The organism is Mycobacterium sp. ST-F2, from assembly GCF_001905655.1.
Classification (GTDB): Bacteria; Actinomycetota; Actinomycetes; order Mycobacteriales; family Mycobacteriaceae; genus Mycobacterium.
Genome location: NZ_JMHT01000001.1, coordinates 18819 through 30623 on the forward strand (window position 1 = coordinate 18819; position 11805 = coordinate 30623).

The following is an 11805-nucleotide window of genomic DNA, read 5'->3' on the forward strand; positions in this document are numbered from 1 at the left end:
GGTGTCGGTCACACCGACGCCTGCAGGTACGCCACCAGGTCGTCGAGCTCAGCCGTCCAGCCACCGCTGTTCTCCGCGTGTGCGGTCTGCGGATCGGCGAGATTCTCAAAGCCCGTCTCGCGCAGATCAAGTCGGGTGCCGCCGTCGATCTCGGTGAGGACGAAGCGGACGACGGTGGAGTTCCCGGGCGTCGGCTCGGCATCGACTTCGCGGTGCGCCCACCGATAGACCAGCGTATGCGGCGCCTCGGCGCTTTCGACGACGACCCGGAACTTGCCGTGGGCGTTCCAGCCGAAGAACCCGGTGCCGCCCGGGATCGGCTCGAGTTCGGCTGCGTCACCGAACCATTGCGCGATGAGCTCGGCTTTCGTCAGGGCATCCCAGACCCGCTGGATCGGCGCGCTGATGTCGATGGTGCGGGTGATGTCCAGCGTGTCCATGATTCCCCTTCGAGTGGCGTTAAGTGCAACTCCACAGTTGCATACGCCAACCTGTACTGCAACCCTCAGATTGCACTTGGCGTCGCGCGCCGCTCTCGCACCAGCATCAGGCCGATGGTGCCGAATACCAGGTTGGCGGCGATCTCCAGAATCGCGGTCACCCACGAGAACGCCGTCACCCGTGCCCACGTCGGCGCATTGATGAAGCTGTCGCTGAAGAATCCCCATTTCGGAAGCAGATGCGCCGCAGTGAATCCCACCGCGCCGGCGTAGCCGATGCCGACTGCCGCAAGCGGCGCCCACCGGTTCCGCTTGAACACCAGCCCGATCGTGACGGCCGCGAGGATCAGCTGCACCGTGCCGCCCACCATCACCGCCGGCGGGATGACGTTCATTCCCCGCCTCATGTGGTCAGCGCCGTGCAGTAGCAGCGCGACGGCCAAAAAGCCTGCGGCCCAATCGAAGTTACGTTGCCAATTCCTGGAGTCACCAGTCATTCTGATCACCTCTACTACGCACGGTAGTAAAGCCGCGGCATCCTGTAAAGACCTGTCAGAGGTTGGCCCTACGATGCCTGGCGTGCGGATGAAACTCTTGGGCGCGGCCGGGCTGGCCTCGGGCGGCGCGGCGTATCTGCACGGCTGGACGTGGGAACCGGCGCTGGGCGTGGCCCTCGGGGTGCCGCTGCTACTCGCCGCCGTTCCGCACGTTATCACCGGAATGCGCACTCCGAGCCGCCACGAAGATCCCATCCACGATATGTCCGGCACCGAGTTCGAGGATTACGTCGCCCGGATCGCCCGGTCGTGCGGCGTCCCGGTCATCATGACCGAGCTGTCCGGGGACTGGGGCGTCGACCTCATCGTCGGGACGCGGCCCAATCGCCTTGCCATTCAATGCAAACGGCTGTCCCGGCCCGTCGGCCCCGGTGCTGTGCAGGAGGTGGTCGCCGGCGCGCCCATGCAGGACTGCACCCACACCATGGTGGTCACCAACAACGACTTCACGCCCGCCGCACGGAAATTGGCCGAATTGCACGACTGCACGCTGGTCAGCGGCACCGAGCTCACCCGGCTGCGCGGATTGATCCGGCAGCAGGTCCTAGAGCGCCGCTAGTACGTCCCGCACCGCCTGCACGGCTTCATCGATCTCACTGCGCGACACCGTCAGCGCCGGCCGGAACCGCACCGAGTCTGCGCCACTGGCCAGCAGGATGACGCGGTGCTGCCACAGCCGCCTGATCACCTCGTCGCGCTGCGCGGCCGACGGCATGCTGAACGCGCACATCAGCCCACGCCCGCGCGGGTTGAGTACCAACGCCGGGAATTCAGTTGCCAGGCAACGCAACTGACCCACCAGGTACCAGCCCATGCGCACGGCGTTGTCGATCAGCCCGTCGGCTTCGATGACCTCGAGGATGCGGCGGGCCCGCACCATGTCGGTGAGGTTGCCGCCCCAGGTGGAGTTGATCCGCGAGCTGACGTGGAAGACGTTGTCCGGAACTTCGTCGACCCTGGTCCTGAATTGCTCCTCACGTGCGCGGCCGCCGGCCATCACGCCACACACCTGGGCCTTCTTGCCGAACGCCACCACGTCGGGAGTGACGCCCAATTGTTGGTAGGCCCAAGGGGTTCCGGTCATGCCGACGCCCGTCTGCACCTCGTCGAAGATCAGGAGCGCGTCGAACTCGAGACACAGATCCCGCATCGCGGCGAAGAACTCGGGCCGCATGTGCCGGTCACCGCCTTCGCCCTGGATCGGCTCGGCGATGAAGCACGCGATGTCGTGCGGATACGCCTCGAAGGCCGCGCGGGCCTGCCGCAGCGATTCCCGTTCCAGCGCAACGATGTCCACACCAGGGGCAACCACCGGGGCGTCGATGCGCGGCCAGTCGAACTTCGGGAACCGGGCGACCTTGTTGGGGTCGGTGTTGGTCAGCGACATGGTGTAACCACTGCGACCGTGGAACGCGCCACGCAGGTGCAGGACCCGGGTGCCCAGCGCCGGGTTGATGCCGCGCGACTCATTGAGCCGGCTCTTCCAGTCGAAGGCGACCTTCAACGCGTTCTCCACCGCCAGCGCCCCGCCGTCGACGAAGAACAGGTGCGGCAGCGCCGGGTCACCGAGCACACGCGCGAACGTCTGCACGAAGCGTGCCATCGGCACGCTGTACACGTCGGAGTTGCTCGGCTTGTTCACCGCCGCCTGGGCCAGTTCAGCGCGAAACGCCTGGTCGGTCAGCGCCGGATGGTTCATCCCCAGCGCCGACGACGCGAAGAACGTGAACATGTCCAGGTACCGGGTGCCGTCGCGCGCGTCGACCAGATACGAGCCGCCGGACCGGTCCAGATCGAGCACCAGATCCAGACCGTCGGTCAGGATGCTGCGCCCCAGCACGTCGCGAACGTCGCGGGCGCTGCCCGCCGACAGCCCGTCACCAGATGTCAGAACAGCAGTCATGCCGCCATCCTAACGCAATATTTACAGTATGCATGGCCAACAACAGGAACTATTCCGGTAGTGCCACCTGATCATCGTAAAAAGTCTGTAAGATGATGGTGCTTCGCGTGCGAACGTTGGCGACTGTCCGGATCCGCTGCAGCAGTCCTTCCAGCGCCCGCGCCGAGGTGACACGCACCAGCAGGACGTAGCTCTCGTCACCGGCCACCGAATGGCAGGACTCGATTTCGGGGAACGGCTGCAGCCGCGCCGGGGCATCATCAGGTTGGGAAGGATCGAGTGGGGTGATCGCGACGAACGCCGACAGCATGTGGCCGACGGCCTCGGGGCTGATCCGCGCCGTGTATCCGGTGATCACGCCACGGGATTCGAGCCTGCGCACCCGCGACTGCACGGCCGACACCGACAACCCGGCCGCCGACGCCAGGTGCGCCAACGTCGCCCGGCCGTCGGCTATCAGCTCCCGCACCAGGATTCGATCGACGTCGTCAAGCTCCGCTTCGGCCATGCGCGGAGATTACCCGTGACGGTCCAGACCTGGGAGCTGCGCGCCGCGTTCGCCGCCGCACTGTCACGCATGTACGGCACCGAGGTCCCGGCCTACACCACGTTGGTGGAGGTCAGTACCGCCGTGAACAGGGGCTGTGCCACCGACGGCCGGCTCGGTTCCCTCGACCGCGTCACCGCCGAACGCCACGGCGCCATCCGGGTCGGCAGCCCTGCCGAACTGGCCGACGTCGCAGCCCTTTTCGCGGCCTTCGGCATGTATCCCGTCGGGTTCTACGACCTGCGCGACGCCGCCTCACCCGTGCCGGTGGTCTCGACCGCGTTCCGGCCCATCGACACAGAAGAGCTGGCCCACAACCCGTTTCGGGTGTTCACCTCGATGCTCGCCACCGAGGACGCCCGGTTCTTCTCCCCCGACCTGCGCGCCCGGGTGCAACGCTTTGTCGGGCGACGTCAACTGTTCGACCCCGCACTGATCAGCCTGGCTCGTCGCATCGCCGCCGACGGCTGCCCGGACGCCGATGCCGACGACTTCGTGCGGCGCGCCGTCGCGGCGTTCGCGTTGTCGCGCACACCGATCGACAAGGCCTGGTACGACGAACTCAGCGATGTGTCGGCCGTCGCCGCGGACATCGCCGGCGTCAGCACCACCCACATCAACCACCTGACGCCGCGCGTGCTCGACATCGATGAGCTCTACCGGCGGATGACGGCCCGCGGCGTCACGATGATCGACGCGATCCAGGGGCCACCGCGGACCGACGGGCCGCCGGTCCTGTTGCGGCAGACGTCGTTTCGGGCTCTGGCCGAACCACGCACGTTCCGCGCACCGGACGGCACCGTGTTCGACGGGAGCCTGCGGGTGCGCTTCGGCGAGGTCGAGGCCCGCGGGGTGGCGCTGACCCGCTCAGGCCGGGAACGGTACGACGCCGCCATGGCCGATCAGGAACACTGGGACAGGTACTTCCCGGCCACCGACGCCGAGATGGCGGCGCAGGGCCTGGCCTACTACCGCGGCGGCGATCCCGCCAAACCCGTTGTCTACGAGGATTTCCTACCCGCCTCCGCGGCCGGTATCTTCCGGTCCAATCTCGATCGGGACTCGCACGCGGCCGACGTCGACGACCACTCTGACTACAGCCTCGGCTGGATGGCCGACGCGATCGGCCATCACATCCACGATCCATACGATCTCTACGAGAAAGCGGCATCATGACTTCCGTGCAGAATCTCTTGCCCACCGCCGATCAACTCCGCGACCGCGTACGTACCGCCCTGCAGGCCATCGGGGCCCACGTCACGCTGGGTGCGCCCGGCGAGCACGGCTTACATGCCAGCACGCCGATCACGGGTGAGGTGCTTTTCACGCTTCCCGAGAGCACCACCGACCAGACCGATACCGCGATCGCCGAAGCGGCACAGGCGTTTACCACCTGGCGCACCACCCCGGCACCGGTACGCGGCGCGCTGGTGGCCCGCCTGGGTGAGCTCCTCATCGAGCACAAGGCCGATCTGGCCACCCTGGTGACCATCGAGGCCGGCAAGATCACCTCCGAGGCCCTCGGCGAGGTGCAGGAGATGATCGACGTCTGCCAGTTCGCGGTCGGCCTGTCTCGTCAGCTGTACGGCCGCACCATCGCCTCGGAGCGTCCCGGGCACCGGCTCATGGAGAACTGGCATCCGCTCGGGGTGGTCGGCGTCATCACCGCGTTCAACTTCCCCGTCGCCGTCTGGGCCTGGAACACCGCCATCGCGTTGGTGTGCGGTGACACCGTGGTGTGGAAGCCCTCGGAGCTCACCCCACTGACCGCCGTCGCCTGCCAAGCGCTGCTGGAGCGCGCCGCGGCGGACGTCGGCGCCCCGGCGCATGTCGGCCGGTTGGTGCTGGGCAGCCGCGAGATCGGCGAGCAGCTGGTCGACGACCCCCGCGTGGCACTCCTGAGCGCGACGGGATCGGTGCGGATGGGTCAGCAGATCGGGCCGCGCGTGGCCCAGCGGTTCGGCAAGGTGCTGCTGGAACTCGGCGGCAACAACGCCACCATCGTCACGCCGTCGGCCGACCTCGACCTCGCGGTGCGCGGCATCGTGTTCGCCGCCGCCGGCACCGCGGGACAACGCTGCACGACGCTGCGCCGCGTCATCGCCCACCGCAGCGTCGTCGACACCTTGGTGCAGCGCATCGTCACCGCGTACCAGAGCCTGCCCGTCGGCGACCCGTCTGCCGAGGGGACGTTGATCGGGCCGCTGATCCACGAGCGGTCCTACCGCGACATGGTGGGCGCACTCGAACAAGCCCGGGCCGAGGGCGGCGAGGTCACCGGCGGCGAACGGGTCCAGCTGCATGCCAGCTCGTACTACGTCACGCCGGCGGTGGTCCGGATGCCGGGGCAGACGGCCATCGTGCACCAGGAGACGTTCGCACCCATCCTGTACGTGCTGACCTACGACACACTCGACGAGGCCATCGCCCTCAACAATGCGGTGCCGCAAGGTCTTTCGTCGGCCATCTTCACCACCGACATCCGGGAGGCCGAACGGTTCATGGCTGCCGACGGGTCGGACTGCGGCATCGCCAACGTCAACATCGGCACCTCCGGCGCGGAGATCGGCGGGGCGTTCGGCGGCGAGAAGCAGACGGGCGGCGGACGTGAATCGGGCTCGGATTCCTGGAAGGCGTACATGCGCCGGGCCACCAACACCGTCAACTACTCATCCGAGCTGCCTCTGGCCCAAGGGGTCCAGTTCGGGTGAGGTAGACATGAGCCCGTGAAGATCGAAGGTGCGGTGGCTGTCGTCACCGGCGCGGGCTCGGGCATCGGCAGGTCCATCGCGACGGCACTGGCCGCCGCGGGCGCGGCGGTCGTGGCCGGCGACATCAATGCCGAAGCCGCCGCCGAGACGGCCGCGGGCTACGGCGGTGTCGGCATCGGCGCCGACGCGTCGTCGGTCGACGGCATCGCGACGCTGCTCGACGCCGCCCGCGCGGCGTACGGACCCGTCGACATCTACGTCGCCAACGCCGGCATCACCGGCGAACCCGGGCTGGGCGACGACGAAGCCGCCTGGGACCGCATCATCGACATCAACCTGCGCGCGCACATCCGGGCCGCGAAAGCCGTTGTGCCCGAATGGGTTGAGCGCGGCGGCGGGCATTTCGTCGCGGTGGCCTCGGCCGCCGGCCTGCTCACCCAGCTCGGCGCGGCCGGGTACAGCGTCACCAAGCACGCCGCCGTCGGGTTCGCGGAGTGGCTGACCATCACCTACGGCGACCAGGGCATCGGCGTCAGCTGCGTCTGCCCGATGGGCGTCGACACGCCCCTGCTGCGCGGCATGACCGACTCCGCCGACGCCGCGATCCGGGTGGCCGGCAACGCCGTGACCCACGCGGGCAACGTCGTCGGGCCCGATGATGTCGCGGCCCTCGTCCTCCAGGCCATACAGGACGGCACGTTCCTGGTCCTCCCGCACCCCGAGGTGCTGGAGATGTACCGCCACAAGGGTGCCGACTACGACCGCTGGCTCGCCGGCATGCGGCGCTACCAGCGGACCCTCTGACCTGCGATTTGTGCACGATTTTCCGCGCTGACCGCGGATTTTCGTGCACAAATCCCTCGGGCATGTCAGACCCGCCGGGCAGTATGGACACGTGAATCCACTCGACAGGTTCAGTGACCTGACCCGGGAGTGGTTCGCGGCTGCCTTCAACACGCCCACCCCGGCCCAGGAGCAGGCCTGGCAGGCCATCGCCGACGGCCACAACACGCTGGTCATCGCCCCGACCGGGTCTGGCAAGACGCTGGCCGCGTTTCTCTGGGCCATCGACCAGCTGGCGCAGGAGCCTGACGGCAAGGGCACCCGCGTGCTCTACGTCTCGCCGCTGAAGGCCCTCGCGGTCGACGTCGAACGCAACCTGTCCACGCCGCTCACCGGCATCACCCGGGTGGCCGAGCGGGTGGGCGCACCGGCGCCCAAGATCACCGTCGGCGTGCGGTCGGGTGACACCTCTCCGGCGCAGCGGCGCCAGCTGATCGCGACGCCGCCGGACATCCTGATCACCACACCCGAGTCGCTGTTCCTGATGCTGACGTCGGCTGCGCGGGAGACACTGGCGACGGTGCGGACCGTCATCGTCGACGAGGTACACGCCGTCGCGGCCACCAAACGCGGTGCGCACCTGGCCCTGTCACTGGAACGTCTCGACGAGCTGCTGGACAAGCCGGCGCAACGCATCGGCCTGTCCGCGACCGTCAAGCCGCCCGAGGAGGTCGCCCGCTTCCTTTCGGGAGCCGCGCCCACCACCATCGTCAAACCACCCGCTACCAAGACCTTCGACCTGAGCGTCGAGGTACCGGTGCCCGACATGGCCAACCTCGACGGCGGCACCATCTGGCCCGACGTCGAGGAACGCATCGTCGACCTGATCGAGTCGCACAATTCGTCGCTGGTGTTCGCCAACTCCCGGCGGCTGGCCGAACGGCTCACGGCCCGGCTCAACGAGATTCACGCCGCCCGTTCCGGCATCGAGCTACCGAACGAACGCAACCCACAGATCGGCGGGGGCGCGCCGGCCACCATCATGGCCAGCGGGCAAACCTTCGGTGCGCCGAGCCTGCTCGCCAAGGCCCACCACGGCTCGGTCAGCAAGGAGGCGCGGGCGCAGGTCGAGGACGACCTCAAGAGCGGGCGGCTCAAGGCCGTCGTCGCCACGTCCAGCCTGGAACTCGGCATCGATATGGGCGCCGTCGATCTGGTCATCCAGGTCGAGGCGCCGCCGTCGGTGGCCAGTGGTCTGCAGCGCATCGGCCGCGCCGGCCACCAGGTCGGCGAGATCTCCGAGGGCGTGCTGCTGCCCAAACACCGCACCGACCTCATCGACTGCGCCGTCACCGTGCAGCGGATGCGCGCCGGAGAGATCGAGACCCTGCAGGTACCCACCAATCCCCTCGACGTGCTGGCCCAGCACACCGTCGCGGCGGCCGCCCTCGAACCACTCGATGCCGACCGCTGGTTCGACGCCGTCCGCCGCAGCGCACCGTTCGCCGCGTTGCCGCGCAGCGCCTTCGAAGCGACGCTGGACCTGCTGGCAGGCAAGTACCCCTCCACCGAGTTCGCCGAGCTGCGGCCACGGCTGGTCTACGACCGGGACACCGGCACCCTCACGGCCCGGCCCGGCGCGCAACGGCTGGCCGTCACGTCCGGCGGTGCGATCCCGGACCGCGGCATGTTCACCGTCTACCTGGCCACGGGCGACGAAAAGCCTTCGCGGGTAGGCGAACTCGACGAGGAGATGGTCTACGAGTCGCGGCCCGGCGACGTCATCTCCCTGGGCGCCACCAGCTGGCGCATCACCGAGATCACCCACGACCGGGTGCTGGTGCTGCCCGCGCCCGGCCAGCCCGCGCGGTTGCCGTTCTGGCGCGGCGACGCCGTCGGCCGTCCCGCTGAGCTGGGTGCGGCCATCGGCGCGTTCACCGGGAAGCTCGCCGGGCTGCCGCGCGCCGAGTTCGACGAATACTGCAGCACAATGGGTTTCAACGACTACGCCACCGACAACCTGTGGCAGCTGCTGGACGAGCAACGGCAGGCCACCGGCACGGTGCCCACCGACACCACGTTCGTGGTGGAACGGTTCCGCGATGAGCTCGGCGACTGGCGGATCGTCCTGCATTCCCCCTACGGGCTGCGGGTGCACGGGCCGCTGGCGCTTGCGGTCGGCCGGCGGATCATGGAGCGGTACGGCATCGACGAGAAGCCCACCGCGTCTGACGACGGCATCGTGCTGCGGCTGCCCGATACCGGCGAAAACCCGCCCGGCGCAGACATTTTCGTGTTCGATGCCGACGAGATCGAGACCATCGTCACCGCCGAGGTCGGCGGGTCGGCGCTGTTCGCCTCCCGCTTCCGCGAGTGCGCCGCACGGGCGCTGCTACTGCCGCGGCGCCATCCCGGCAAACGGTCGCCGCTGTGGCATCAGCGGCAACGGGCCGCCCAGCTGCTGGACATCGCCCGCAAGTACCCCGATTTCCCCATCGTGCTGGAGACCGTGCGGGAATGCCTGCAGGACGTCTACGACGTCCCGATGCTCATCGAGTTGATGCGCCGCGTCGCACAGCGCCGCGTCCGGGTACTCGACGTGCAGACCGCCACTCCGTCGCCGTTCGCCGCCTCGCTGTTGTTCGGTTACGTCGGCGCGTTCATGTACGAGGGCGACAGCCCGCTCGCCGAACGTCGGGCTGCCGCACTGTCGTTGGACGCCACCCTGCTGGCCGAGCTCCTGGGTCGCGTCGAACTGCGCGAACTGCTCGACCCCGACGTGGTGGCAGCCACCATCCGGCAACTGCAGCACCTGACCGAGGACCGCGCCGCGCGCGACGCCGAAGGCATCGCCGACCTCCTGCGACTGCTCGGGCCGCTGACCACCGACGAACTCCGGCAGCGGAGCACCGCCAGCGATGTCGAGGCCTGGTGCGCCACGCTGCAGGCCGCCAAGCGCGCCGTGGCGGTGACGTTCGCCGGGCAGAGCTGGTGGGCCGCCGTCGAGGACATGGGCCTGCTACGCGACGGTCTCGGCGTCGCGGTGCCGGTCGGCGTGCCGGCCAGTTTCACCGCTGCGGTATCCGATCCGCTGGGCGAACTGCTCGGCCGCTACGCCCGCACCAACGGGCCGTTCACGACGACCCAGGCCGCCGCCAGGTTCGGCCTGGGCCACCGGGTGACCGCCGATGCTCTGAGCCGGATGGTGTTGGACGGCAAGCTCATTCGCGGCGAGTTCACCGATCTGCCGGACAGCGTCGACCAACAGTGGTGCGACGCCACGGTGCTGAAGATCCTGCGGCGCCGGTCACTGGCTGCGCTGCGGGCCCAGATCGAACCGGTGAGCACCACCGCGTACGCGCGCTTCCTGCCGGCCTGGCAGCAGTTCGGTGACGCCCGCGGCATCGACGGCCTGGCCTCGGTCATCGAACAGCTTGCCGGCGTGCCGATTCCGGCATCCGCCGTCGAGCCGCTCGTGTTCGGCCAGCGGGTGTCGGACTACCAACCGGCGATGCTCGACGAACTACTGGCCTCCGGTGAGGTCACCTGGTCGGGTGCCGGCCAGATCGGCGCCAACGACGGCTGGGTCGTCTTCCACCGGGCCGACACCGCGCCGCTGTCGCTGGCGCCGGGTACCGAGATCGAGTTCACCGACGCGCACCGCGAGCTCCTGGACACCCTCAGCAACGGCGGGGCCTACTTCTTCCGGCAACTGGCCGCAGAGGACAGCTCCGATGCGAAACAGGCCCTGTGGGAACTGATCTGGGCCGGCTGGGTCACCGGCGACACGTTCGCCCCGGTCCGAGCGCTCCTCGGCAATGCGGGACGCAAACCCGGTGGATCGCACCGGCAGCGGCAGCAGCGCCCGCCCCGGCTCAGCCGCTACAGCGTCGCCCGGCCGCAGGCCCGCGCGGTCGACCCGACGGTCGCCGGCCGGTGGTCGGCCCTACCGCCCGCCGAACCGGAATCCACGACGCGGGCGCACTTTCAGGCCGAGCTGCTGCTGGGCCGCTACGGCGTCGTCACGCGCGGTGCCGCCGACGGTCTGCCCGGCGGATTCGCCACGTTGTACAAGGTCCTGACGGCCTTCGAGGAAGCCGGCCGCTGTCAGCGCGGGTATTTCATCGAATCCCTTGGCGGCGCTCAGTTCGCGGTGGCGTCGACCGTGGACCGGCTGCGCACTTATCTCGACGGCGTCGACCAGAGCAGCCCCGACTACACCGCCATCGTGCTCGCCGCCACCGACCCGGGCAATCCCTACGGAGTGGCCCTGCCGTGGCCCGAGGCCGCCGGGCATCGACCGGGCCGCAAGGCGGGCGCACTGGTGGCGTTGGTCGACGGCGAGTTGGTGTGGTTCCTGGAGCGGGGCGGAAAGTCGTTGTTGTCGTTCGGCGCCACTGCCGAACAACAACGCGCGGCGGCCGGTGCGCTGGCAGAGCTGGTGAGCACCGGGCGATTGCAGTCGCTGTTGATCGAGAAGGTCAACGGAGAGCCGGTATTGGCCCCCACCCCCGACGCCCCGCAGGCCGAGGTCCACGCCGCGCTGGCCGACGCCGGATTCTCCCGGACCCCGCGGGGCTTGCGGCTGCGCTGATCCGGGTTCTCCATCGGTGACGGCCGCCGCTGTCCTCCTGGCAGCGGGCAACCAAGCGGATCTGCTAGAGCCTGCACGCTCCCGATCCACTGCTTACGATGTCGATGAGCTCGGAAATCACCGGCCGGCGCCCCACCCGCCGGTCGATGTGACGAGCGTCGCCACCAGCTGGCCGACCTTCTAGTTAGGTTGACCTAAGCTAATTGATCGCGTGGGCTGCCGGCCTGGCCGCGTCGGCCATGGCGGGTCGCTCAATGACGAGAACCCACA

General features: G+C 68.8%; 9 protein-coding genes. 5 read left to right on the forward strand and 4 right to left on the reverse strand.

What is annotated here, in order from left to right; all coding sequences use genetic code 11:
- Nucleotides 1–8 precede the first annotated feature (8 nt).
- Both EB75_RS00105 and EB75_RS00110 read right to left on the reverse strand, forming a co-directional pair.
- Entirely contained in the window at nt 9–440 is a 432-nt protein-coding gene (locus tag EB75_RS00105; protein ID WP_073693464.1) for an SRPBCC domain-containing protein, read from the reverse strand.
- Between the two features lie 65 nt (nt 441–505).
- Complete coding sequence (locus tag EB75_RS00110) at nt 506–937, reverse strand: hypothetical protein (RefSeq protein WP_073693465.1); 432 nt, start codon at nt 935–937, stop codon at nt 506–508.
- A gap of 73 nt (nt 938–1010) precedes the next feature.
- On the opposite strand from EB75_RS00110, the gene EB75_RS00115 reads away from it, so the two are divergent.
- Nucleotides 1011–1556: a restriction endonuclease gene (locus EB75_RS00115; RefSeq protein ID WP_073693466.1), complete on the forward strand. Its 546-nt coding sequence runs from the start codon at nt 1011–1013 to the stop codon at nt 1554–1556.
- On the opposite strand, the gene lat is transcribed toward EB75_RS00115, so the two are convergent.
- Together lat and EB75_RS00125 are read right to left on the reverse strand one after the other, a co-directional pair.
- Nucleotides 1542–2900, reverse strand: a complete 1359-nt coding sequence (lat, locus tag EB75_RS00120) for an L-lysine 6-transaminase (RefSeq protein WP_073693467.1) — start codon at nt 2898–2900, stop codon at nt 1542–1544. The genes EB75_RS00115 and lat overlap by 15 nt on opposite strands.
- Before the next feature lie 49 nt (nt 2901–2949).
- Nucleotides 2950–3408, reverse strand: coding sequence for an Lrp/AsnC family transcriptional regulator (locus tag EB75_RS00125; protein WP_073693468.1), 459 nt, complete (start codon nt 3406–3408; stop codon nt 2950–2952).
- Nucleotides 3409–3423: 15 nt separating this feature from the next.
- Here EB75_RS00125 and hglS point away from each other — a divergent pair, with 15 nt between their 5' ends.
- The 4 genes from hglS to EB75_RS00145 all read left to right on the forward strand — a co-directional run bounded on the left by hglS (nt 3424) and on the right by EB75_RS00145 (nt 11535).
- On the forward strand, nt 3424–4623 hold the full coding sequence (hglS, locus tag EB75_RS00130) for a 2-oxoadipate dioxygenase/decarboxylase (RefSeq protein ID WP_073693469.1): 1200 nt from the start codon (nt 3424–3426) through the stop codon (nt 4621–4623).
- Complete coding sequence (amaB, locus tag EB75_RS00135; RefSeq protein ID WP_073693470.1) at nt 4620–6158, forward strand: L-piperidine-6-carboxylate dehydrogenase; 1539 nt, start codon at nt 4620–4622, stop codon at nt 6156–6158. Before hglS ends, amaB begins: the two co-directional genes overlap by 4 nt.
- A 15-nt stretch (nt 6159–6173) precedes the next feature.
- Nucleotides 6174–6962, forward strand: a complete 789-nt coding sequence (locus EB75_RS00140; RefSeq protein ID WP_073693471.1) for an SDR family oxidoreductase — start codon at nt 6174–6176, stop codon at nt 6960–6962.
- 91 nt (nt 6963–7053) lie between these two features.
- On the forward strand, nt 7054–11535 hold the full coding sequence (locus tag EB75_RS00145) for an ATP-dependent helicase (RefSeq protein WP_073693472.1): 4482 nt from the start codon (nt 7054–7056) through the stop codon (nt 11533–11535).
- Nucleotides 11536–11805: the final 270 nt, after the last annotated feature.

Excerpts from the sequence above, each read along its gene's own strand:
- EB75_RS00110 (WP_073693465.1), bottom strand. The coding sequence starts at position 937 with ATGACTGGTGACTCCAGGAATTGGCAACGTAACTTCGATTGGGCCGCA.
- EB75_RS00125 (WP_073693468.1), bottom strand. The coding sequence starts at position 3,408 with ATGGCCGAAGCGGAGCTTGACGACGTCGATCGAATCCTGGTGCGGGAG.
- amaB (WP_073693470.1), top strand. The coding sequence starts at position 4,620 with ATGACTTCCGTGCAGAATCTCTTGCCCACCGCCGATCAACTCCGCGAC.
- EB75_RS00105 (WP_073693464.1), bottom strand. The coding sequence starts at position 440 with ATGGACACGCTGGACATCACCCGCACCATCGACATCAGCGCGCCGATC.
- EB75_RS00115 (WP_073693466.1), top strand. The coding sequence starts at position 1,011 with ATGCCTGGCGTGCGGATGAAACTCTTGGGCGCGGCCGGGCTGGCCTCG.
- lat (WP_073693467.1), bottom strand. The coding sequence starts at position 2,900 with ATGACTGCTGTTCTGACATCTGGTGACGGGCTGTCGGCGGGCAGCGCC.